The organism is Enterobacter sp. 5-4, from assembly GCF_000612205.1.
GTDB classification, from domain to species: domain Bacteria; phylum Pseudomonadota; class Gammaproteobacteria; order Enterobacterales; family Enterobacteriaceae; genus Enterobacter; species Enterobacter roggenkampii.
The window spans coordinates 213458-235854 of the sequence record NZ_JFHW01000009.1 but is presented as its reverse complement, the minus strand read 5'-3'; the positions used below and the strand labels follow the sequence as shown (position 1 = coordinate 235854).

Below are 22397 nucleotides of genomic sequence, written 5' to 3'. Positions count from 1 at the left end.
TTTAACTTTTTTAACTTAGAATAGATACAGGAGAGCACACATGGCTCGCGTAAAACGTGGTGTAATTGCACGTGCACGTCACAAGAAAATTTTGAAACAAGCTAAAGGCTACTACGGTGCGCGTTCACGCGTATACCGCGTTGCCTTCCAGGCTGTTATCAAAGCAGGTCAGTACGCTTACCGTGACCGTCGTCAGCGTAAGCGTCAGTTCCGTCAACTGTGGATTGCGCGTATCAACGCAGCAGCACGTCAGAACGGTATTTCTTACAGCAAATTCATCAACGGCCTGAAAAAAGCCTCTGTTGAAATCGACCGTAAGATCCTGGCTGACATCGCAGTATTCGACAAAGTAGCGTTCACCGCTCTGGTCGAAAAAGCGAAAGCAGCACTGGCATAAGCCAGTTGAGAGAGGGGGCCTGGCTCCCTCTTTTCATATAACCCTGTAAGAAGATTGACATTTACCCGTGCAGGCTTTTCAATAAGGTCTCAACGGTTTTTACCCAACAAGGTAACGCAAGCATGAATGCTGCTATTTTCCGCTTCTTCTTTTACTTTAGCACCTGACTTCAGGAGGCTAGCGCGTGAAAGATGAAACGAAAAACAGCGCCAGATAAGCCTCCCGATGGAGGCTTTTTTTGTGCCTGAATTTGAGAGAATAACTCCACCAAATCGGTGTCTGCACCGACATAATGAGGAAAATCATGTCACATCTCGCAGAGCTGGTTGCCAGTGCAACAGCCGCCATTAATCAGGCCTCAGATGTTGCCGCGTTAGACAATGTCCGCGTCGAATATCTTGGGAAGAAAGGGCACCTGACCCTTCAAATGACAACCCTGCGTGAGCTGCCGCCAGAAGAGCGCCCGGCAGCGGGGGCGGTGATTAACGAAGCCAAAGAGCAGGTACAGCAGGCGCTGAACGCACGCAAAGCCGAGCTGGAAAGCGCGGTGCTGAATGCGCGTCTGGCCGCAGAGACGATCGACGTTTCTCTGCCGGGTCGCCGCATCGAGAACGGCGGTCTGCACCCGGTTACCCGCACCATCGATCGTATTGAAAGTTTCTTCGGTGAGCTCGGCTTTACCGTGGCGACTGGCCCGGAAATTGAAGATGATTACCACAACTTCGATGCTCTGAACATTCCTGGCCATCATCCGGCACGCGCTGACCACGACACTTTCTGGTTCGACGCGACGCGTCTGCTGCGTACCCAGACCTCCGGCGTTCAGATCCGTACCATGAAGGATCAGGCGCCGCCAATCCGTATTATCGCGCCGGGCCGCGTCTATCGTAACGACTACGATCAGACCCACACCCCAATGTTCCACCAGATGGAAGGTCTGATTGTTGATAAAAACATCAGCTTCACCAACCTGAAAGGCACGCTGCACGATTTCCTGAACAACTTCTTTGAGGAAGATCTGCAGGTTCGTTTCCGTCCGTCCTACTTCCCGTTCACCGAACCGTCTGCGGAAGTTGACGTGATGGGCAAAAACGGCAAATGGCTGGAAGTGCTGGGCTGCGGCATGGTGCATCCAAACGTCCTGCGCAACGTGGGTATCGATCCGGAAGTTTACTCCGGCTTCGCCTTCGGTATGGGCATGGAGCGTCTGACCATGCTGCGCTATGGCGTCACCGACTTACGTGCATTCTTCGAAAACGATCTGCGTTTCCTCAAACAGTTTAAATAAGGGCAGGACAGAACAATGAAATTCAGTGAACTGTGGTTACGCGAGTGGGTGAACACCACGCTGGACAGCGACGCGCTTTCTAACCAGATCACCATGGCAGGTCTGGAAGTGGACGGCGTTGAGCCGGTTTCAGGGGCATTCAACGGCGTGGTCGTCGGCGAAGTGGTAGAGTGCGGCCAGCACCCTAACGCGGACAAACTGCGCGTAACAAAAGTAAACGTAGGCGGCGACCGTCTGCTGGATATCGTCTGCGGTGCGCCAAACTGCCGCCAGGGGCTGAAAGTGGCCGTGGCGACCGTCGGTGCGGTACTGCCGGGCGATTTCAAAATCAAAGCGGCTAAGCTGCGCGGCGAGCCGTCTGAAGGCATGCTGTGTTCCTTCTCCGAGCTGGGTATTTCCGACGATCACAACGGCATCATTGAGCTGCCGCTGGATGCGCCAATCGGCACTGACATCCGCGAATACCTGAAGCTTGATGACAACACCATAGAAATCAGCGTCACGCCAAACCGCGCTGACTGCTTAGGGATCATCGGCGTGGCGCGCGACGTTGCCGTGCTGAACCAGACCGAGCTGAACGCGCCGGAGATCGCCCCGGTTGAAGCGACCATCAGTGACGTGCTGCCTATCCAGGTTGACGCTGCGGATGCCTGCCCGCGCTACCTCGGTCGCGTGGTGAAAGGCATCAATGTGAAAGCGCCAACCCCGCTGTGGATGAAAGAGAAGCTGCGCCGCTGCGGTATCCGCTCTATCGATGCCGTGGTTGACGTGACTAACTACGTTCTGCTGGAACTGGGCCAGCCAATGCACGCCTTCGATAAAGATCGTATCGAAGGCGGTATTGTGGTGCGCATGGCGAAAGAGGGCGAAACCCTGGTTCTTCTGGACGGCACCGAAGCGAAACTGAACGCCGACACCCTGGTGATTGCTGACCACAGCAAAGCGCTGGCAATGGGCGGTATCTTCGGAGGCGAGCATTCAGGCGTCAACGACGAAACGCAAAACGTCCTGCTGGAGTGCGCGTTCTTCAGCCCGCTTTCCATCACTGGTCGCGCACGCCGTCACGGACTGCACACCGATGCGTCCCACCGCTACGAGCGCGGCGTGGATCCTGCGCTGCAATACAAAGCGATGGAGCGTGCGACTCGCCTGCTGATCGACATCTGCGGCGGCGAAGCGGGCCCGGTTATCGACGTCACCAACGAAGCCACGCTGCCGAAGCGTGCGACCATCACCCTGCGTCGCAGTAAGCTGGATCGCCTGATTGGGCACCACGTTGCCGACGCGCAGGTGACCGATATTCTGAAGCGTCTGGGTTGCGACGTAACCGAAGGTCAGGACGAGTGGAAAGCCGTTGCGCCGTCATGGCGTTTCGACATGGAAATTGAAGAAGATCTGGTGGAAGAAGTGGCCCGTGTTTATGGCTACAACAACATCCCTGACGAGCCTGTGCAGGCAGGTCTGGTGATGGGCACCCACCGTGAAGCCGACCTGTCCCTGAAGCGTGTGAAAACCATGCTGAACGACAAAGGCTATCAGGAAGTGATCACCTACAGCTTTGTTGATCCAAAGCTGCAGCAGCTGATCCACCCGGGTCAGGAAGCGCTGATCCTGCCAAGCCCAATTTCCAGCGAAATGTCCGCGATGCGTCTGTCCCTGTGGACGGGCCTGCTGGGCACTATCGTTTACAACCAGAATCGCCAGCAAAACCGCGTGCGAATTTTCGAAAGCGGTTTGCGCTTTGTACCGGATAATCAGGCAAATTTAGGCATCCGTCAGGATCTCATGCTGGCTGGCGCCATCAGCGGTAACCGTTATGAAGAGCACTGGGACCTGGCAAAAGGCACGGTTGATTTCTACGATATGAAGGGCGATCTGGAAGCGATTCTGGATCTGACCGGTAAATTATCTGAAATTGAATTCCGCGCAGAAGCCATTCCGGCCCTGCATCCAGGCCAGAGCGCCGCCCTCTATTTAGACGGCAAACGCATTGGTTTTATTGGGGTTGTTCACCCTGAGCTGGAGCGTAAACTGGACCTGAATGGCCGTACCATCGTGTTTGAGCTGGAATGGAACCTGGTGGCAGACCGCGTGATTCCTCAGGCTCAGGACGTCTCCCGCTTCCCGGCAAACCGCCGTGATATCGCGGTTGTGGTCGCGGAAAATGTGCCCGCAGCAGATATTTTGGCCGAATGTAAGAAAGTTGGCGTAAATCAGGTAGTTGGCGTAAACTTATTTGACGTGTACCGCGGCAAGGGCGTAGCAGAGGGCTTTAAGAGCCTGGCTATCAGCCTGATCCTTCAGGATACCAGCCGTACACTCGAAGAAGAGGAGATTGCCGCTACCGTCGCCAAATGTGTAGAGGCATTAAAAGAGCGATTCCAGGCATCATTGAGGGATTGAACCTATGGCGCTTACAAAAGCTGAAATGTCAGAATATCTGTTTGATAAGCTTGGGCTTAGCAAACGGGATGCCAAAGAGCTGGTAGAGCTGTTTTTCGAAGAGATCCGTCGTGCTCTGGAAAATGGTGAGCAGGTAAAACTCTCCGGCTTTGGCAATTTTGATTTGCGAGACAAAAACCAACGTCCGGGCCGCAACCCGAAGACGGGGGAAGATATTCCCATTACAGCCCGCCGCGTGGTGACCTTCAGACCCGGCCAGAAGTTAAAAAGCCGTGTCGAAAACGCAACGCCCAAAGCAGAGTAATATGAACTAACTAAAAAGGCCGCCCACGCGGCCTTTTTTCTTTGCGCTCTCAGGCAAACCCGCCGTAAAATCAATTACATCTCTCGCTACGAAAACCGTAAACATGCTTGATTATGTCCATCTCCAGCACCGTTCCGATCGGCGTCACCTGCTTTTTCTGGTGCTGCTGCTCATTGCCGCCGCAGGCGTTAGCCTCTGCGCCGGTGACCGGTGGATAGGGCCCGAAAGCTGGTGGGGACCTGACGGACAGCTCTTCGTCTGGCAAATTCGTCTGCCGCGTACCGTCGCGGTGATGCTGGTGGGGGCCGCGCTGGCGCTGTGCGGCACCATTATGCAGGCGTTGTTTGAGAATCCTCTGGCGGAGCCCGGGCTGCTCGGCGTGTCTAACGGTGCGGGCGTGGGGCTGATTGCAGCGGTGATGCTGGGCGGAGGAGAACTCTCCGGCTGGAGCATTAGCCTGAGCGCGATCCTTGGCGCATTACTGATAACGCTCATCCTTCTTCGTTTTGCCAGACGGCACTTATCGACCAGCCGTCTGCTGCTTGCCGGCGTGGCGCTGGGGATCATCTGTAGCGCGCTGATGACCTGGGCGGTCTACTTCTCGACCTCTTTTGACCTTCGGCAGCTCATGTACTGGATGATGGGCGGCTTTGGCGGCGTCGACTGGCAGCAGGGCTGGCTGATGGCGCTGCTGGTGCCGGTCATCGTGTGGGCTGCCCTGCAGGCGCAGCCGTTGAATATGCTCGCGCTGGGTGAAACCTCAGCCCGCCAGCTGGGCATGCCGATTTGGTTCTGGCGTAATGTGCTGGTCATCGCCATTGGCTGGCTGGTCGGCGTCAGCGTGGCTCTGGCGGGCGCGATTGGCTTTATCGGTCTGGTGATTCCGCATATGCTCCGACTGTGCGGAATCACGGACCATCGAACCTTGCTTCCGGCCTCGGCGGTTGCCGGGGCCGTCACGCTGCTGGTGGCCGACATCATCGCCAGGCTTGCCCTGACGGCCGCAGAGCTGCCCATTGGCGTGGTGACCGCCACGCTGGGCGCGCCGGTCTTTATCTGGCTACTATTAAAAGCTGGACGTTAAATCGACAACCTGAGGAAATGCTATGCAGTCAGATATCCTGAATACTGAAGTGACCACCATTGATGGCGATAAAACCACGCTGGAAGGCTACAAAGGCAATGTGTTGCTGATTGTCAACGTGGCATCCAAATGCGGCCTGACGCCGCAGTACGAGCAGCTGGAAAACATTCAGAAGGCCTGGGAGAAAGACGGTTTTACCGTGCTGGGCTTCCCCTGCAACCAGTTCCTGGGGCAGGAGCCGGGCAGTGAAGAGGAAATTAAAACCTTCTGCAGCACTACCTACGGCGTAACGTTCCCGCTGTTCAGCAAAATCGATGTCAACGGTGAAGACCGCCATCCGCTGTATGCGAAGCTGATCGCTGCCGCACCGAAAGCCGTCGCGCCGGAAGGCAGCGGTTTTTATGAACGCATGGCCAGCAAAGGCCGCGCGCCGCTTTATCCGGACGATATACTGTGGAACTTTGAAAAATTCCTGATAGGTCGCGACGGCCAGGTCGTACAGCGTTTTTCACCGGATATGACCCCTGAAGATCCGATCGTCATGGAATCGATCAAGCTGGCGCTGGCGAAATAATGTCGCTGCTGATGCAGCTCACGGACGTTGCCGAGAAGGGACGTCTGGAGCCGATAACCGGCGCCGTCAATGCGGGAGAAATCCTGCATCTTGTCGGGCCAAACGGCGCAGGAAAGAGCACGCTGCTGGCACGGATGGCAGGCATGACTGCCGGAGAAGGGCAGATAATGTTGCTGGAGCATACGCTGGCCGAGTGGTCGCCGGTCTCGCTGGCGCATCGGCGCAGCTATCTCGTGCAGCAGCAGGTGCCCCCCTTTGCGATGCCGGTCTGGCACTATCTGATGCTGCATTTGCACGACAAACATTCTACGGCACTGCTGACGGACGTGGCCGCGGCGCTGGGGCTGGAGGATAAACTCTCCCGGCATGTCAGCCAGCTATCCGGCGGCGAATGGCAGCGGGTGCGTCTGGCGGCTGTCATTGTTCAGATCCACCCGGCCGGTAATCCTCATGGGCGGATGCTGCTTCTCGATGAACCGATGAGCGGTCTGGATGTGGCGCAGCAGGCGGCCCTGGATACCCTGCTAAGTGCGCTCAGCCGAAAAGGCATCGCCGTGGTGATGAGCAGTCATGACCTCAACCACACCTTGCGTCATGCCCACCGGGTGTGGCTGCTGTCGCAGGGGAAGATGATCGCCAGCGGTACGCGTGATCAGGTTCTTACGCCGCCCAATCTTGCCCGCGCGTACAACATGTCGTTCCGCAGGCTGGATATTGAGGGCCATAAGATGCTGATTTCGACCGGGCAGGAGTAAGCGTTTCTTGCCTGCGAGCACAATTGCACGCTAAATTACGAAAAGAACAAAAAAAGCAGAGGATTCGTCTGAAAATGCGATTCTGGTTTCTCCTGATGGCCGCACTTTTTCTTGCGGGATGCAGTAGCCATCGTGCACCGCCGCCTAACCCACGGCTTTCAGATTCGATCACCGTCATTGCCAGCCTCAACGATCAGCTGAGCAACTGGCGCGGCACGCCTTATCGCTACGGCGGCATGAGCCGTGGCGGTGTAGATTGCTCAGGCTTCGTTCTGATGACGTTTCGCGACAAGTTTGATTTACAGCTGCCGCGTGAAACGCGTAAACAGGCAGAAATCGGCACGGAAATTGATAAAGACGACCTCCTGCCCGGGGACCTGGTTTTCTTCAAAACCGGATCGGGGGAAAGCGGACTTCATGTGGGCATTTATGATACTGACAACCAGTTCATTCACGCCTCGACGAGCCGCGGCGTGATGCGCTCTTCTCTTGATAATGTTTACTGGCGTAAAAATTTCTGGCAGGCACGACGTATATAATCTTCGTCGTATACCTCTCTTATGACGGCATGGTAGCGAATAACATGCCGTTTTTTCTCAAATAAGATGATTAAAGTTAAATTTACCTAAAATTAGCGAATTCCTCATGTATCTGTTTTATCTAAAACTGGCTATTATTTTGCAACCAGGATAAGATTATTTTAGATTCAGGGAGAAATCTGAAAATTAATACGGAACTAATGAAATTAATCTTATTAAAATCAAGACAGTGGAATTGTGTCGGCAATTGCTCCAGGATGTCCTCTCTCATCTTTAATGCGGGGCGAGTGCAATGATAATTACGCTAGATAATGCTTACCAGTCTGAACTGCTGCTTTTGCCTGCCCGTAATAGCGCAGGGGAGCTTAAAGGTTTAGAAATTCTGGTCAACTTTACTGGCGTCGACAGCGATGTGCGGATCCCCACTGAGCTTGTTATCCCACGACTTTCAGCGGCTGAAGAGTTAGCGCTGTTTAACGAAAAACTGCAATTGCTTGATACCTGCAAACTGTTTTTTATTCAGCATCAGTTAATTGCATGGATCAATATTACCCCTGCAATAGTTGAATTTTTATTAAGTAATGGAAACGCTGTTTCAATTCTTGAGCGTTATCCGTTTCTTGAGTTTACTGTTAATGAGAATTATCCAGGTTTAAATAACGGAAAGGACGATCTTCAGCTGGCGAGAATGGCAATCCATTTCCCATTGGTGCTGGCAAACTTTGGTGCAGGCGCTGCATCGCTCAAAGCGGTGTATGATGGATTATTTAAACGGGTTATTCTCGATAAAGGCTTCATTCAGCAGCGTGCTACAGAGCTCTCTTTTGAGCCATTTATGCGCGCCATCCTCTGGCAAATCACGCCGCACTGCCAGTCTGTGATTGTCTCGGGCATTGACGATCACGGTCTGCTGCAGCGCGTGTTGCCCTTTAATTTTGGCGCCATGCAGGGAACGCTCTGGCCTGCCGTCTCGGCGGAACACGTCACTACGCTGGTTCAGCAGCGATAACCCTTGCTTTCGCCCGTGTTTAAGTCCGGGTAAACCCTCTACACTAAAAGCAGGAGGACTTATGACCCTGTCTTTTACTGCTCACTGGCATGACGAGTTGCCGGGATTTTATACTGCACTCAAACCCACACCGTTACAAAATTCACGCCTTATCTGGCATAACGATCGGCTGGCAGAAGAGCTGGCCATTCCGCCTGAGCTGTTTCAGCGTTCAGGGAGCGCTGGCGTCTGGGGAGGCGAAACGCTGCTCGCCGGTATGCAACCCCTTGCTCAGGTCTATAGCGGGCATCAGTTTGGCGTCTGGGCTGGGCAACTGGGCGACGGCAGGGGGATCCTGCTCGGTGAACAACAGCTTCCCAACGGGGAGACGGTTGACTGGCACCTGAAAGGTGCGGGCCTGACGCCCTATTCGCGGATGGGCGACGGGCGTGCGGTTCTGCGTTCAACGATTCGCGAATGCCTGGGCTCCGAAGCGATGCATGCCCTCGGTATCCCCACCACCCGTGCGCTGTCGATCGTGACCAGCGACACGCCGGTTGCGCGCGAAACCGTGGAAAAGGGCGCAATGCTGATGCGCATTGCGCAAAGCCATCTGCGCTTCGGTCATTTTGAACACTTTTACTATCGCCGCGAGCCGGACAAGGTGCGCCAGCTGGCTGACTTTGCCATTCGTCACCACTGGGCGCATTTGCAGGACGACGCGGATAAATACGTTCTCTGGTTCAGGGACGTGGTGGCCCGTACCGCAGCCCTGATTGCTCGCTGGCAAACGGTAGGTTTTGCCCATGGCGTCATGAATACGGACAACATGTCGCTTCTCGGGTTGACCTTTGACTACGGCCCGTTTGGTTTCCTGGATGATTATCAGCCAGGGTACATCTGTAACCACTCCGACTATCAGGGGCGCTACAGTTTTGACAATCAGCCCGCGGTGGGCCTGTGGAACCTGCAGCGGCTTGCGCAAACCCTGTCGCCGTTCATCGACGTTGATGCCCTCAATGATGCGCTCGACAGCTATCAGGCGATCTTACTGCGAGAGTATGGCTCGCTGATGCGCAACAAGCTGGGGCTAGTCACGCAGGAGAAGGGCGATAACGACATCCTCAATGGCCTGTTTGCCCTGATGGCGCGCGAGGGCAGCGATTACACGCGCACCTTCCGGATGCTGGGCCAGACGGAGCAGCACAGTGCCGCCTCGCCGCTGCGCGATGAGTTTATTGACAGACAGGCGTTTGACGACTGGTTTGCATCGTACCGCGCGCGGCTGCAGCAGGAGCAGGTGGATGATGCGACCCGCCAGGCGCAGATGAACGCTACGAACCCGGCGATGGTGTTGCGCAACTGGCTGGCGCAGCGGGCGATTGAGCAGGCCGAGCAGGGCGAGTACGACGAGTTACACCGTCTGCACGTGGCGTTGCGCACGCCGTTTGCCGACCGGGATGATGATTACGTCAGCCGCCCGCCTGACTGGGGCAAGCGGCTGGAGGTCAGTTGCTCAAGCTAGTGTCTGGCCGGAGTCGGCGTTGCCTGACCCGGCGCAGGATTTGCAGTTGCATCGGCGTCGTCAGAATCCGGACCGGTCAGGGGGCGAGAAACACCTGCGGCACGGCGTGAGCGGGATGCCTGCCGACGTGAACCTGTGCGCCGTACCAGCGCGCCAGCGCATCGGCCTGCAAAACGGTTTCCGGTTCTCCCTGGGACACGATCCGGCCGCTGTGCAGGAGCAGGATGCGATCCGCCCACAGCGCTGCCAGGTTGAGGTCGTGCAGCACCGCGCACACGTGCAGATGTCCCCGGCTGGTCAGGGATTTCAGCAGGCGCAGCAGATGCTGCTGGTGATAGAGATCCAGCGCGGACGTCGGTTCATCAAGAAACAGCCAACCGCGCGGCGCACCGTCGCACCAGAGCTGAGCCAGCGCGCGGGCGAGCTGAACGCGCTGCTGCTCGCCGCCGGAGAGCGCGGCAAACTGCCTGCCCGCCAGCGGTAAACAGCCGGTGATGGCCATCACCTCCTCGATCACCGACGCTTCTGGCGTGCGGGTCCAGGGCGCACGCCCCATACCGACCACCGCCTCAACCGGCCAGTCAAATCCGAGCTGCGTGCTCTGGCGCATCACCGCCCGGTAGCGGGAGAGCCTTTCCGGTTTCCAGGCCGCAAGCGGTGTGCCCGCCAGGCTGCACCGTCCCCCAGCAGGTTTAAGATAGCCGGTAAGCAGTCGCAACAGCGTCGATTTCCCGGCGCCGTTGGGGCCAATCAACGCCACCAGCTCGCCCTGAGATAAGGTCAGCGACACGTCGTTAATCAGCGTGCGTTGCCCGGCGCGAAAAACAAGGTTTTCAGCACAATAGCGTTCAGCCATGCGCACCTCCACGACGAAAGATCAGCCACAGGAACCACGGCGCGCCGAGAAGGCTGGTCAATAAGCCAACCGGCATTTCCGCCGGAGCGACCACGCTGCGCGCCAGCGTGTCGGCCATCAGCAGGAGCAGCGCACCGGCCAGCACCGAGCCGGGGAGCGTGGCCCGATGGTCGGCTCCCAGCCACATGCGCACCAGGTGCGGCACCACCAGGCCAACAAAACCGATCACGCCGCTGATCGCAACGGCGGCAGCCACCAGCAGGGCGCTGCACAGCAGCAGGATCCGCTGCACGGCGGCCACCTCCACGCCGAGATAGTGCGCCTCTTCATCGCCCAGCTGCAGCAGGTTGAGGGGCCCTGCCAGGCGCCAGATAACCAGCACGGTGGGGATCATCAGCGACGCGACGACCAGCAGCGTCGACCACTGGGCCTGGCCGAGGCTGCCCATTCCCCAGAGTGAAAGCTGGCGAAGCTGGGCATCATTGCTGAGCCATGACAGCACGCCGACGGCCGCACCGCACAGGGCGTTGATGGCAATGCCCACCAGCAGCAGGCGCGACAGGGAAGCGTCACGCTGACGGCTGAGCAGGAAAATCACGAAGGTGGCGGCCAGCGCGCCGAGAAACGCCGCCAGCATCGGGGCATACAGCATCACCAGTGCAGGCAGCGAGAGCGGAAGCACCACCCACAGCGCGACGGCAAGTGCCGCGCCGCTGCTGATGCCGAGCAGGCCCGGGTCCGCCAGCGGGTTGCGGAACAGCCCCTGCATCACGCAGCCCGCGAGCGCCAGCGAACCGCCGATCGCCAGCGCCAGCAGCACGCGTGGCAGGCGGATCGTCAGCCAGATCTGACGCAGGGCCTCGTCGGTGCCATTCCACAGCAGGCTGACCGGCAGGCGCAGCGCGCCAATACCGCTGGCCGTCAGCGTCGTGACGACCAGCAGCGCGGCCAGCATCCACAATGACAGGGCGACTCGCCGGGACATCAGGGCAGTTGCTCCGCTTTGGCCCGCAGCTGCCGGATGGCTTCCGGCGTTCGCACGCTAAAGCCCAGCAGCGCCATATCATCAATCGCCAGCACCTGCTTATTACGTCCTGCCGGGGTTTGCGCCAGCCCGGGCAGCGTCCACAGATTCGCTTCCCCACCCAGGGCGTTGATGCCGTCCTGCGAAATCACCACCAGATCGGGCCGGCTGGCAATCACCCCTTCCTGAGACAGCGGCTGATAGCGGGTGAACCCCTGCATCGCATTCTGCAGCCCTGCCGCGCGAATGGCCGCGTCCGCGCCGGTCTGTTGTCCGGCAGCCATCGCGGTCATCCCGCCGTGGTTGAGAATAAACAGCACCCGTTTGTTGAGTGGCGATGTGGGCAGGGTTGACAGCGCCTGACGCAGCTTGCCGCGCAGGGCTTCCCCCTCGGCCTCGCGATGCGTCGCTTCCGCCACGATCCGCACTTTTTCGTCGATGACGCTCAAATCGTTAGCGGCTGGAACCGCGATAACCCGGACGTGGCTTTGCTCAACCTGCTTTAGCGCCAGGGAGGGCTGCGCCTGGGCGCTGGCCAGCACCAGCGTGGGGCGCATGGACAAGATCCCTTCCGCGTTGAGCTGGCGCAGATAGCCCACGTCCGGCAGCACGTTCGCCGCTTGCGGCCACCGGCTGGTGCTGTCGCGGGCCACCAGGGAAGACGACGCGCCGAGGGCGTAGACAATCTCGGTGACGTCGCCGCCGAGCGTGACGATTTTCTCCTGCGGCGCAGCAAACGCCAGCAGGGGCAGGGCGCTGAACAGGACAAGCCACCGTTTCATGCGGCCAGCCCTTTCGCCGTCAGGGCGTCTATCTGGCTGCGCCACTGGCTTTGCTCCGGCTCGCCTTCGGTGCGCTGGCCGTACAGCTGGGCGATTTGCGTCCCGTCGGCGGCAAACAGCTCCAGGCTGGTGACGTGCCCGTCAGCGGTTGGTTTGCGCGTGACCCACGTCTCCGCAATGGCGTCTTCAAGCAGGTGCAGGGTAAAGGTTGAGTTGAAGATGTTCAGCCAGCCTTTCATCGGCGCCAGCTTTTCCACCACGCCGGTGAAAATCTGTACGCAGCCGCGGTTGCCGACGAAGACCATGATTTCATTGCCGTCCCGGCGCGCCGTCTCCAGCAGCTGCGCCAGCGCGCTGTTCTCTACCCGGCAGGCCAGATCGTCCCCGACCAGGCGAAACGCCTGCTGGCGGCTGAGGTTATGGCGTTTGAGGAGACTGAAGAACTGGTGCACGTCGGTCATGGCGCGCCACTCGTTGTCCACGAGCGCAGCTTGCGCATTTTCCGCGTGAGCAGGCATATCGGGCTTCTTCAACGCCAGCGGTGGATTATCGGCAATGATAAAGCGAGTCAGCACGTCGCCCCAGGCGGAAACGTCGGTGTTATCCGTGGCGTAGACCTTCAGCAAGGCATCGCCCTGGTGGTCGAAGAACTGAATGCTCTGCCGCTCGCCGCGGGCGGTGGCTTCACTGATGTGAAACGCGCTTGCCCACTGGTTGAGGAACAGGCGCAGATCCAGCGCGCGCGGGTTCAGCACCAGCCCGGCATGGCCATTCAGGTGCTGGTTGGTGAAGCTTCCGACCTGCTCGTGAACGGCGTAGTCGTTGCGGCAGATGCATTTGGTTTCGCCCACCGCCTCCAGCGCGCCCAGGATCTCGCGGATCTCACCGCGCAGTCGCCAGGCGTCGTGACCCACGCGGGCAAAGGTCAACTCTGCTTCGCTGATATTCATTAACCCTGCGATGTCGCGCGCGTACTTACCCGGATTGTCTTCTTTCAGCTCAAGCCAGCGCGTGTAGTGATTCATTTTCTTATCCTTCTGAAGAGTTGCCCCGACGGGAATTACCACTGATAGCTTACGAAAATCTTGCCGTTACGGCCGTCCTGCGGAATGCCCTGAGGTGACCAGTATTCTTTGTCAAAGGCGTTGCCGAGCACCAGCGTCGTGGTCACGCCTTTGAGCTGCTCCTGACCCTTATAGCTGACGTAGAAGTCATTGACCGCGTAGCCCGGCTGCTTGCTGTAGCTGCTGCTGATATGCGTTGAGCGATCGACAAAGGTGCCAATCCAGCCGACGGAAAAACCGCTCTGCGCCACCGGAACGTCCAGCTTGCTGGTGACGGTATCCGGGTTGATGCTGGAGATGTACTCGCCCGTATCGGTGTCTTTCCCGCGCGTGCGGTTATAGGCCAGGTCGAGGTTGAAGAGGTCGGCAGAGTATTTTGCCATCATGTCCCAGCCCCAGATTTTGGCGTTCGGAACGTTATAAGACATGGTGGTCGCGGCGGCAAAATTGACGGTGGTGGAGATATAGTCTTTAGCTTTGGTATCGAAATAGCTGGCTTTAAACTCCAACGCATCGTTGGCAAGCAGCAGATCGTCAAAGCGCAGACCGAACCCAAACTCTTGCGTTTCGTTGGTTTCCGGGCGCAGGTTCGGGTTTGGCACCCAGTAGTTGGTATAGAAGCGGCCAATAGAGAAGTGTTTGGCGTCGTTGTACATCTCGCCCATGGTGGGCGCGCGGAACGCCTGCGCGTATGAGCCAAACAGCATCAGCCAGTCGGTCGGGCTGACGGTCAACGCGGCGCGGGAGGACCATTTATCAGCATCCACGTCGTCGTAGCCATTGCTGCTGCCGCGGTAGTTGTCATAGCGCGTACCGCCCAGGAGGGTGACCGGCAGATCGCGCAGGGTGATCTCATCCTGCAGCCAGCCGGAGCTGAAGTCGATTTTCGCCTCCGGGAAGCCGGTGGTTGCCCCGCCCGGATGCTGCTCCTGACGGTAGTATTCCCCACCGTAGGTCAGCAGATGTGCTGCTAAAGTGTCGCTGAACAGGCGGGTGCGGTTTTCCACCTTGCCGCCTTTGGTGGTTTGCTTGCGGAACTCACCGCTGTTGTCGATATTCTGGGCATTAATGCGCGCTTCGGACCAGTAGACCTTCGCGTCGGCGTTCAGCCAGTCGTTACCTTCCGGGGCGATGCGGTAGCCCACCTGCGCGTCACGCTGGATGGTGGAGCGATCGGTCATCGGGTTACTGCTGTCCGCCCCAGTGGTTTGCGGGTTTTTTGGTTCCTGAGCATCGTTGTTGTAGTAGCGCAGGGCGCCGCTCAGGGTCTGGGCCGGGTCGATTTTCCAGCTGCCTTTCGCCAGCATGTTATTGATGGACTCGTCGTTAGGGGCGGTTGCTCCGTCGCTCTGGCGGATATCACCGCGATCCCGGCTGGACCAGGCCACCAGACCGTCCAGCGTGTCGGTGCGGCCATAGGCGCTGGCCCCCATGCCAAGACTGTGATCGCCCGTCGCGCCCGTCCCAAACACACGATAACCGCTGTTTTTACCCGTTTCCAGCAGGTCTTTTGCATCGACGGTGTCATAGGAAATCACGCCGCCCAGCGCGCCGCTGCCGTACAGCAGGGCCGACGGGCCGCGAACCACTTCGATACGTTTAATCAGCGCCGGATCGAGGAACGTGCTGTTCAGGTGGCCGGTGTCGGTGCCCTGACGCACGCCGTCAACCAGCACCAGCACGCCGCGACGATCGTAGCCGCGCAGGTTCACGTCCTGCCCGTTGGTGCGCCCGGTGCCGTCCAGCATCAGGCCGGGAACGTTACGCAGCAGGTCGGCCGCCGAGCTGGCGGTTTGTTTTTCCGGGGCGGTGGCATCAATCACGCTCACCATCATGGGGGCTTCAAAGGCGCTGCGGGCGTTGCCCGTGGCGGTGACGGTCATTTCATCTGCGGCAGCAAACGCGACGCCCGGCAGGGTGCTGACAATCGCCAGCGCCAGAAGTGACGGGCGTAAAGACGCGGAAGGCAGGTGTGGCATAGCAACTCTCCATAAAGAATCGAAAGCGCTGGCTGCCTGGGGATCACCTGGGTGGCTGGCGAAGTTTTTGGTTTATTTTGTGAGGATCAGTTTTCCGGCATGGGTCTGGCGCAGCAGATAGCGCTGGCCGTCATGCTCGATAATGACCCGCCCCGCATCGCCGAGCAGGGTTTTGCTGTCAATCCGACGCTCGGTAGGGGCTGGTGCTGTGTCTGTTTTTGCTGGCGTTGCCGCGCTGTTATCCGTACGTGACATAATGTTTATAAATAACAATCAATGTAACAATGATAATCATTATCAATAAACTGCAAATTTACGGCAAGCGTTTTTGTGAAAAAAGGGTGAGAGGATCAATATTGTGCAATGAAAAGCCCGGTGGCGGCTTCGCCTTACCGGGCCTACAACGGCACGAATCGTAGGCCGGGTAAGGCGAAGCCGCCCCCCGGCAGGAAGTTAAAAGCGCGTGTCCACGGCTGCAGCCAGCTTCTCCAGCAGCAGCTCGCTGTCTTCCCAGCTCAGGCACGGGTCGGTGATCGACTGGCCGTACACCATCTGCTGGCCAGCAACGATTTTCTGCGTGCCTTCTTTGATAAAGCTCTCCGCCATAATCCCTGCAACGGCGGTTGAACCGCTGCGGATCTGCTGGCAGATCTCATCGCAGACGTCCAGCTGGCGGCGATGCTGCTTCTGGCAGTTGCCGTGGCTGAAGTCCACCACCAGATGTTCCGGCAGGTCGAATTCCGCCAGCGTTTCACAGGCCGCCGCAATATCTTGTGCATGATAATTGGGCTTCTTCCCGCCGCGCATAATGATATGCCCGTACGGGTTACCGCTGGTCTGGTAGATGGTCATGTGACCGCTCTTGTCCGGCGACAGGAACATGTGGCTGGCACGGGCCGCGCGGATGGCATCAACCGCAATACGGGTATTGCCATCGGTCCCGTTTTTAAAGCCGACCGGACAGGAGAGGGCGGAGGCCATCTCGCGGTGGATTTGGCTCTCGGTGGTGCGTGCGCCAATCGCGCCCCAGCTGATCAGATCGGCGATAAACTGCCCGGTCACCATATCAAGGAACTCGGTGGCGGTCGGCACGCCCAGCTCGTTGACCTGCAAAAGCAGCTTCCGCGCCAGCTCGATGCCGTGGTTCACGCGATAGCTGCCGTTGAGGTCAGGGTCGGAAATCAGTCCTTTCCAGCCCACCACGGTACGCGGTTTTTCAAAGTAGGTTCGCATCACAATCTCAAGGCGGTGCTGGTACTTATCCCGCAGGCCCTGAAGCCGTTTTGCATAATCCATCGCGGCATCCAGATCGTGGATGGAGCAGGGACCAATCACCACCAGAAGACGCTTGTCTTCACCATTGAGGATTTTTTCAATGCGGCGGCGGGAGGCCGTCACGTGTTCCGCAACGGCAGCGGAAACAGGATGCCGCTGGGCCAGTTCAGCCGGCGTGACCAGACTGTCAATGCGCGCAGTGCGGAGTTCATCGGTTTTATTCATGGAATGTCTCAGAAAATTTTTGCTTCATCGGCAGACTACCGGGAAGTGATGGGCATCACCTTAAACCAATCCCTGCTGATTTCAAGTTCGGGGCGACATAGCCCCGTGGTTGCCGATGATGATACCTGAATCTGAGCTAATGTACTAGCATATTAGTACATGCGGCGATTAAGCCCCATGATGTCGAGAATTTTGGTGGCAATTTCTTCCACAGAGTAGTTGGTGCTGTTCAGCCACGGGATCTGATTTTTGCGGTACAGGGCTTCCACTTCGGAGACCTCCATCCGGCACTGGCGCATGGAGGCGTAGCGGCTGTTCTCGCGGCGCTCTTCGCGGATGGCGGCAAGGCGCTCCGGATTAATGGTCAGCCCGAACAGCTTGTGCTGCAGCGGCTTCAGGGCGGCGGGCAGCACCAGGTTATCCATATCGTCAGCGATGAACGGGTAGTTGGCGGCGCGAATGCCGAACTGCATCGCCAGGTAAAGGCTGGTCGGCGTTTTGCCGCAGCGCGACACGCCAAGCAGGATCACCTGCGCCTGGTCGAGATTACGCAGCGAGATGCCGTCGTCGTGCGCGAGGGTGTAATCGATGGCGGCGATACGGGCATCGTACTTGGTCAGGTTGCCGGGGTTCAGCCCGTGGGTTCGGTGGGCGATAGGCGTTGGGTCGAGCTTCAGCTCGCTTTGCAGCGGAGCCACCAGCGCCTGCACGATATCCTGGCAGAAGCCTTCACTCTGCAGAATGATGGCGCGAATCTCGGGGATCACGATGGAGTAGAACACCAGCGGGCGAACGCCGGTCTGCTGGTAAATGGCGTCGATCTGGTCCTTCACCGCTTTGGCGCGGCTCTCATTTTCCACAAACGGCAGCGTGATGCTGTTGATCGATACGGGAAACTGCGACATCACCGCGTGGCCCAGCACCTCGGCGGTGATCGCCGTACCATCAGAAATATAAAAAACGTGACGATCGACAGCACTATCCATTTTACCCACCCTGAATATCAGACGTAATTGTCTGAAAGCATAAATTAAAAAAGTAATTTACACAGCAAAGAACTTATCCTAATTATGAATGAAACGCTGTTTTTGATTTTCCTGAAAAGTGGATTTCATTTTTCAAATAGCGACTTTATTTTTGGGGTTTCTGGCTGAATATAGAGGAATCATCGGGTTAATCGTTGATGGGAAAGTATCCGAAAAGTTGAAAATTTAAATTGCTTACACGATTCACCGTTTTTTTAGCGGAAATAATTATGCCAGTATAAATACGTAGTCAGGTGTTTCTTACTCCGATCAAATATCACAAAAGGATTGTTTCGATGTCCAACAATGGCTCGTCACCGCTGGTGCTTTGGTATAACCAACTCGGCATGAATGATGTAGACAGAGTTGGGGGCAAAAATGCCTCCCTGGGTGAAATGATTACAAACCTGTCGGGTATGGGTGTCTCCGTACCGAACGGGTTTGCCACCACCGCCGATGCCTTTAACCTGTTTTTAGACCAGAGCGGTGTTAACCAGCGCATTTACGACCTGCTGGATAAAACGGATATTGATGACGTGACCGAGCTTGCGAAAGCAGGGGCGCAGATCCGCCAGTGGATCATCGACACACCTTTCCAGCCGGAACTGGAAAAAGCCATTCACGACGCGTACAACCAGCTCTCCGCTGACGATGCGCAGGCCTCCTTTGCCGTGCGCTCCTCTGCCACCGCAGAAGACATGCCGGACGCCTCGTTTGCCGGGCAGCAGGAAACCTTCCTGAACGTCCAGGGTTACGATGCGGTGCTGGTGGCGGTGAAGCATGTGTTTGCTTCCCTGTTCAACGACCGCGCCATCTCCTATCGCGTGCACCAGGGCTACGACCATCGCGGCGTGGCGCTCTCCGCTGGCGTGCAGCGCATGGTGCGCTCGGACGTGGGCTCATCCGGCGTGATGTTCTCCATTGATACCGAATCCGGCTTCGACCAGGTGGTGTTCATCACCTCCGCGTGGGGTCTGGGTGAGATGGTTGTGCAGGGTGCGGTAAACCCTGACGAATTCTACGTCCACAAGCCTACGCTGGCCGCTGGCCGTCCGGCGGTGGTGCGCCGCACCATGGGCTCGAAAAAAATCCGCATGATCTATGCCCCGACCCAGGAGCATGGCAAGCAGGTCAAAATTGAAGATGTACCGCAGGAGCTGCGCGACCGCTTCTCCCTGACCGACGCCGAAGTGCAGGAGCTGGCGAAGCAGGCGGTGCAGATTGAAAAACACTACGGCCGTCCGATGGATATCGAATGGGCGAAAGACGGGAACACCGGCAAGCTGTTTATCGTGCAGGCGCGTCCGGAAACCGTTCGCTCACGCGGTCAGGTGATGGAGCGTTACACGCTGCACGCCCAGGGCAAAATCGTGGCGGAAGGCCGTGCTATCGGTCACCGCATCGGTGCCGGTCCGGTGAAGGTGATCCACGACATCAGCGAGATGAACCGCATTGAGCCAGGCGACGTGCTGGTGACCGACATGACCGACCCGGACTGGGAACCGATCATGAAGAAAGCGGCGGCTATCGTTACCAACCGCGGCGGTCGTACCTGTCACGCGGCGATCATCGCCCGCGAGCTGGGGATTCCTGCGGTCGTCGGCTGCGGTGACGCCACCGAGCGCATGAAGGACGGACAGAATGTGACCGTCTCCTGTGCCGAAGGTGATACCGGCTACGTGTATGCCGATATTCTCGACTTCAGCGTGAAGAGCTCCAGCGTGGATACCATGCCGGACCTGCCGCTGAAGATCATGATGAACGTCGGTAACCCGGACCGCGCGTTTGACTTCGCCTGCCTGCCGAACGAAGGCGTAGGCCTGGCGCGTCTGGAATTTATCATCAACCGTATGATCGGCGTTCACCCGCGTGCGCTGCTGGAGTTTGACGACCAGGAGCCGAAGCTGCAGAACGAAATCCGCGAGATGATGAAAGGCTACGATTCGCCGAGGGAGTTCTACGTCGGCCGTCTGACCGAAGGGATCGCCACGCTGGGTGCCGCTTTCTATCCGAAACGCGTGATTGTGCGCCTGTCTGACTTTAAGTCTAACGAATACGCCAACCTGGTCGGCGGCGAGCGCTACGAGCCGGAAGAAGAGAACCCGATGCTGGGCTTCCGCGGGGCCGGACGCTACGTGTCCAACAGCTTCCGCGACTGCTTCGCGCTGGAATGTGATGCGGTGAAGCGCGTGCGCAACGACATGGGGCTGACCAACGTCGAAATCATGATCCCGTTCGTGCGTACCGTGGATCAGGCGAAAGCGGTTGTTGACGAACTGGCGCGTCAGGGTCTGAAGCGCGGCGAGAACGGGCTGAAGATCATCATGATGTGTGAAATTCCGTCCAACGCCCTGCTGGCCGAGCAGTTCCTGGAGCACTTCGACGGCTTCTCTATCGGCTCGAACGACATGACGCAGCTGACGCTGGGTCTGGACCGCGACTCCGGCGTGGTCTCCGAGCTGTTCGACGAGCGCAACGAGGCGGTGAAAGCATTGCTCTCCCTGTCCATCCGCGCGGCGAAGAAGCAGGGTAAATACGTCGGGATTTGTGGTCAGGGGCCATCCGACCATGAAGACTTTGCCGCCTGGCTCATGGAGGAGGGGATCGATAGCCTGTCCCTGAACCCGGACACCGTGGTGCAAACCTGGCTAAGCCTGGCGGAACTGAACAAGTAACGCCACGCTGACCCGAAAAGGCGAGGATATTATTCCTCGCCTTTTTTATTTCCGCCCGAATATGCTCCCCATCACAAATAAAGTAAAAAACCAAATATCATAATTTGCCTGTCAATTTAGACAATTGTTAGCGCGCAAACCGTTGCTAATACTTGAGCCTTACTGCGCATTTCCCTTCAGGTGATGCGCAACTGGTTGAAATACGTTTTAACCTGATAAAAAGGCAAATAACAATGACACTCTCCTCTGTATTGCGTACCAAAGATAAAATAGGTTATGGCTTAGGTGATATGGCCAGCGCGCTGGTCTGGCAAACGGCAACGTTATTTCTCGCCTATTTCTATACGGACGTTTTTGGACTGCCCGCCGCAATCATGGGCACGATGTTTTTAGTGGTGCGCGTGGTCGATGCGTTTGTCGACCCGTGCATTGGCGCGCTGGTGGATCGCACTCAAACGCGCCACGGCCGTTTCCGTCCCTGGCTGCTGTGGTTTGCCATTCCGTTTGGCGTGAGCTGCCTCATTACTTTCTATGTACCGGACGTAGGGCCGACGGCGAAAATCGTTTATGCCTGCCTGACCTACGCGATCTTAAGCCTGATTTACTCCGCCATTAACGTGCCTTACTGCGCTATGCCCGGTGCGCTGACGCTGGATCCCCGCGAGCGTCACTCCCTGCAGTCGTGGCGCTTTGGCCTGTCGTTTATCGGCGGGTTGATTGTGACGGTGATTGCCCTGCCGCTGGTCTCACTGTTAGGCCAGGGCAACGTGCAGAAAGGCTATTTCTACGCCATGAGCCTGATGGGGCTGCTGGGCATTGTGCTGTTTTTCTGCTGTTTCCTGATGACCCGCGAGCGTTATTCTCCGCGCAGTGATACTTCCGGCTCGATGCTCACCGATTTAAAACTGCTGGCCGGAAACAGCCAGTGGCGCATTGTGTTCCTGTTTAATATTTTGCTGTTAACGGCGGTGGTAACGCGCGGTTCCGCCACGATGTATTACGTGAATTATGTGCTGTTGCGCCCGGAACTGGTTTTTGCCTTTATTGTTTCCGGAATGGTCGCCTCCTTAAGCGGCGCACTATTATCTGAACGGCTGCTGGGGAAATTTGACCGCGTCCGCGCCTATCAGTGGACCATTATTTCCTTCGTCATTTTCGGGGCGCTGATTTTCTTCCTGCCGCCTTCGCAGGTGTGGCTGATTTTTGGCCTCAACATTGTCTTTAGCTTTGTGCAAAACCTCACCACGCCGCTGCAGTGGACCATGTTCTCCGATGTGGTCGATTACGAAGAGCATCGCAGCGGCCGCCGCCTGGACGGGCTGGTTTTCTCTACCGCGCTGTTTGCCATCAAATTTGGGCTGGCGCTGGGTGGGGCGGTCGTCGGCTGGGTGCTTGGCATGGTGGATTACGCCCCGGGACAGGCAGCCCAGGCGCCGCACGTGCTCTCTACGATCAACGCCCTGTTCACCCTTATCCCTTGCGCGCTGTTCCTCTGCATGGTCGCGCTGCTTTCGATCTACAAGCTTAACAGTCGGCTGGTGGATTCCATCGCCCGGGAGCTGGCCAGCAAGCGTGAGGTGAGACCCGAAGCAGGGCCGCTCAGCCCGGCAACCCCTTCCGCACTACAGGAGTAAA

General features: G+C 57.7%; 21 protein-coding genes and 1 other annotated feature. Of the genes, 13 read left to right on the top strand and 8 right to left on the bottom strand.

The genetic code is table 11. From position 1 onward, the window contains the following. The first annotated feature begins 40 nt into the window (after positions 1–40). The 11 genes from rplT to selO all read left to right on the top strand — a co-directional run bounded on the left by rplT (position 41) and on the right by selO (position 9857). Complete coding sequence (gene rplT, locus AA74_RS0105535) at positions 41–397, top strand: 50S ribosomal protein L20 (protein ID WP_000124850.1); 357 nt, start codon at positions 41–43, stop codon at positions 395–397. 117 nt (positions 398–514) lie between these two features. Continuing rightward, positions 515–639 (top strand) — a sequence feature (Phe leader region). Continuing rightward, positions 520–564 (top strand): pheST operon leader peptide PheM, encoded by a 45-nt coding sequence (gene pheM, locus AA74_RS1000000123345; RefSeq protein ID WP_001386830.1) that lies wholly within the window; start codon positions 520–522, stop codon positions 562–564. It overlaps the preceding feature by 45 nt. A gap of 62 nt (positions 640–701) precedes the next feature. Further along, positions 702–1685, top strand: coding sequence for a phenylalanine--tRNA ligase subunit alpha (pheS, locus tag AA74_RS0105530; RefSeq protein WP_021241084.1), 984 nt, complete (start codon positions 702–704; stop codon positions 1683–1685). Between the two features lie 15 nt (positions 1686–1700). Beyond that, positions 1701–4088, top strand: coding sequence for a phenylalanine--tRNA ligase subunit beta (gene pheT, locus AA74_RS0105525; RefSeq protein ID WP_008500654.1), 2388 nt, complete (start codon positions 1701–1703; stop codon positions 4086–4088). A gap of 4 nt (positions 4089–4092) precedes the next feature. Further along, the gene (gene ihfA / locus AA74_RS0105520; protein WP_003857805.1) at positions 4093–4392 is read left to right on the top strand and encodes an integration host factor subunit alpha; all 300 of its coding nucleotides are present in this window, start codon (positions 4093–4095) and stop codon (positions 4390–4392) included. 103 nt (positions 4393–4495) lie between these two features. Next, positions 4496–5476, top strand: a complete 981-nt coding sequence (gene btuC, locus AA74_RS0105515) for a vitamin B12 ABC transporter permease BtuC (RefSeq protein ID WP_025911666.1) — start codon at positions 4496–4498, stop codon at positions 5474–5476. Positions 5477–5498: 22 nt separating this feature from the next. Continuing rightward, the gene (locus tag AA74_RS0105510) at positions 5499–6050 is read left to right on the top strand and encodes a glutathione peroxidase (protein WP_021241087.1); all 552 of its coding nucleotides are present in this window, start codon (positions 5499–5501) and stop codon (positions 6048–6050) included. Continuing rightward, the gene (gene btuD / locus AA74_RS0105505) at positions 6050–6805 is read left to right on the top strand and encodes a vitamin B12 ABC transporter ATP-binding protein BtuD (protein WP_008500651.1); all 756 of its coding nucleotides are present in this window, start codon (positions 6050–6052) and stop codon (positions 6803–6805) included. Before AA74_RS0105510 ends, btuD begins: the two co-directional genes overlap by 1 nt. A 74-nt stretch (positions 6806–6879) precedes the next feature. Beyond that, entirely contained in the window at positions 6880–7344 is a 465-nt protein-coding gene (locus tag AA74_RS0105500) for an NlpC/P60 family protein (RefSeq protein ID WP_008500650.1), read from the top strand. Positions 7345–7636: 292 nt separating this feature from the next. Further along, entirely contained in the window at positions 7637–8353 is a 717-nt protein-coding gene (locus tag AA74_RS0105495) for an EAL domain-containing protein (RefSeq protein WP_025911663.1), read from the top strand. A 61-nt stretch (positions 8354–8414) separates the two neighbouring features. Further along, the gene (gene selO, locus AA74_RS0105490) at positions 8415–9857 is read left to right on the top strand and encodes a protein adenylyltransferase SelO (protein WP_025911661.1); all 1443 of its coding nucleotides are present in this window, start codon (positions 8415–8417) and stop codon (positions 9855–9857) included. Between the two features lie 76 nt (positions 9858–9933). Here selO and AA74_RS0105485 read toward each other — a convergent pair whose 3' ends face one another. The 8 genes from AA74_RS0105485 to ppsR form a co-directional block, all read right to left on the bottom strand. Beyond that, complete coding sequence (locus AA74_RS0105485; protein WP_025911659.1) at positions 9934–10713, bottom strand: heme ABC transporter ATP-binding protein; 780 nt, start codon at positions 10711–10713, stop codon at positions 9934–9936. Further along, complete coding sequence (locus AA74_RS0105480; RefSeq protein WP_025911657.1) at positions 10706–11698, bottom strand: iron ABC transporter permease; 993 nt, start codon at positions 11696–11698, stop codon at positions 10706–10708. Before AA74_RS0105480 ends, AA74_RS0105485 begins: the two co-directional genes overlap by 8 nt. Next, positions 11698–12519, bottom strand: coding sequence for a hemin ABC transporter substrate-binding protein (locus AA74_RS0105475; protein ID WP_025911655.1), 822 nt, complete (start codon positions 12517–12519; stop codon positions 11698–11700). The genes AA74_RS0105480 and AA74_RS0105475 overlap by 1 nt, the downstream gene beginning before the upstream one ends. Then, positions 12516–13544: a hematinate-forming heme oxygenase ChuS gene (gene chuS / locus AA74_RS0105470; RefSeq protein ID WP_025911653.1), complete on the bottom strand. Its 1029-nt coding sequence runs from the start codon at positions 13542–13544 to the stop codon at positions 12516–12518. Before chuS ends, AA74_RS0105475 begins: the two co-directional genes overlap by 4 nt. Positions 13545–13579: 35 nt before the next feature. Next, positions 13580–15562: a TonB-dependent hemoglobin/transferrin/lactoferrin family receptor gene (locus AA74_RS0105465; RefSeq protein WP_025911651.1), complete on the bottom strand. Its 1983-nt coding sequence runs from the start codon at positions 15560–15562 to the stop codon at positions 13580–13582. Between the two features lie 72 nt (positions 15563–15634). Further along, entirely contained in the window at positions 15635–15817 is a 183-nt protein-coding gene (gene hemP / locus AA74_RS0105460) for a hemin uptake protein HemP (protein WP_021241095.1), read from the bottom strand. Positions 15818–16015: 198 nt separating this feature from the next. Then, positions 16016–17062, bottom strand: coding sequence for a 3-deoxy-7-phosphoheptulonate synthase AroH (aroH, locus tag AA74_RS0105455; RefSeq protein WP_008500645.1), 1047 nt, complete (start codon positions 17060–17062; stop codon positions 16016–16018). A 152-nt stretch (positions 17063–17214) separates the two neighbouring features. Next, on the bottom strand, positions 17215–18048 hold the full coding sequence (gene ppsR, locus AA74_RS0105450; RefSeq protein ID WP_008500644.1) for a posphoenolpyruvate synthetase regulatory kinase/phosphorylase PpsR: 834 nt from the start codon (positions 18046–18048) through the stop codon (positions 17215–17217). Between the two features lie 335 nt (positions 18049–18383). Here ppsR and ppsA point away from each other — a divergent pair, with 335 nt between their 5' ends. Then, complete coding sequence (ppsA, locus tag AA74_RS0105445; protein WP_025911648.1) at positions 18384–20762, top strand: phosphoenolpyruvate synthase; 2379 nt, start codon at positions 18384–18386, stop codon at positions 20760–20762. A 233-nt stretch (positions 20763–20995) separates the two neighbouring features. Beyond that, positions 20996–22396 carry an MFS transporter gene (locus AA74_RS0105440; RefSeq protein WP_023292663.1) on the top strand — a complete coding sequence of 467 codons (1401 nt, stop codon included), beginning with the start codon at positions 20996–20998 and terminating at the stop codon, positions 22394–22396. Position 22397 lies beyond the last annotated feature (1 nt).

What these genes read in the sequence shown, in the direction of transcription:
- AA74_RS0105485 (WP_025911659.1), bottom strand. Translation starts at nt 10,713, where the DNA reads ATGGCTGAACGCTATTGTGCTGAAAACCTTGTTTTTCGCGCCGGGCAA.
- ppsA (WP_025911648.1), top strand. Translation starts at nt 18,384, where the DNA reads ATGTCCAACAATGGCTCGTCACCGCTGGTGCTTTGGTATAACCAACTC.
- chuS (WP_025911653.1), bottom strand. Translation starts at nt 13,544, where the DNA reads ATGAATCACTACACGCGCTGGCTTGAGCTGAAAGAAGACAATCCGGGT.
- pheT (WP_008500654.1), top strand. Translation starts at nt 1,701, where the DNA reads ATGAAATTCAGTGAACTGTGGTTACGCGAGTGGGTGAACACCACGCTG.
- ihfA (WP_003857805.1), top strand. Translation starts at nt 4,093, where the DNA reads ATGGCGCTTACAAAAGCTGAAATGTCAGAATATCTGTTTGATAAGCTT.
- AA74_RS0105510 (WP_021241087.1), top strand. Translation starts at nt 5,499, where the DNA reads ATGCAGTCAGATATCCTGAATACTGAAGTGACCACCATTGATGGCGAT.
- AA74_RS0105480 (WP_025911657.1), bottom strand. Translation starts at nt 11,698, where the DNA reads ATGTCCCGGCGAGTCGCCCTGTCATTGTGGATGCTGGCCGCGCTGCTG.
- btuD (WP_008500651.1), top strand. Translation starts at nt 6,050, where the DNA reads ATGTCGCTGCTGATGCAGCTCACGGACGTTGCCGAGAAGGGACGTCTG.
- aroH (WP_008500645.1), bottom strand. Translation starts at nt 17,062, where the DNA reads ATGAATAAAACCGATGAACTCCGCACTGCGCGCATTGACAGTCTGGTC.
- AA74_RS0105500 (WP_008500650.1), top strand. Translation starts at nt 6,880, where the DNA reads ATGCGATTCTGGTTTCTCCTGATGGCCGCACTTTTTCTTGCGGGATGC.
- hemP (WP_021241095.1), bottom strand. Translation starts at nt 15,817, where the DNA reads ATGTCACGTACGGATAACAGCGCGGCAACGCCAGCAAAAACAGACACA.
- AA74_RS0105440 (WP_023292663.1), top strand. Translation starts at nt 20,996, where the DNA reads ATGACACTCTCCTCTGTATTGCGTACCAAAGATAAAATAGGTTATGGC.
- btuC (WP_025911666.1), top strand. Translation starts at nt 4,496, where the DNA reads ATGCTTGATTATGTCCATCTCCAGCACCGTTCCGATCGGCGTCACCTG.
- ppsR (WP_008500644.1), bottom strand. Translation starts at nt 18,048, where the DNA reads ATGGATAGTGCTGTCGATCGTCACGTTTTTTATATTTCTGATGGTACG.
- AA74_RS0105495 (WP_025911663.1), top strand. Translation starts at nt 7,637, where the DNA reads ATGATAATTACGCTAGATAATGCTTACCAGTCTGAACTGCTGCTTTTG.
- rplT (WP_000124850.1), top strand. Translation starts at nt 41, where the DNA reads ATGGCTCGCGTAAAACGTGGTGTAATTGCACGTGCACGTCACAAGAAA.
- AA74_RS0105465 (WP_025911651.1), bottom strand. Translation starts at nt 15,562, where the DNA reads ATGCCACACCTGCCTTCCGCGTCTTTACGCCCGTCACTTCTGGCGCTG.
- AA74_RS0105475 (WP_025911655.1), bottom strand. Translation starts at nt 12,519, where the DNA reads ATGAAACGGTGGCTTGTCCTGTTCAGCGCCCTGCCCCTGCTGGCGTTT.
- pheS (WP_021241084.1), top strand. Translation starts at nt 702, where the DNA reads ATGTCACATCTCGCAGAGCTGGTTGCCAGTGCAACAGCCGCCATTAAT.
- selO (WP_025911661.1), top strand. Translation starts at nt 8,415, where the DNA reads ATGACCCTGTCTTTTACTGCTCACTGGCATGACGAGTTGCCGGGATTT.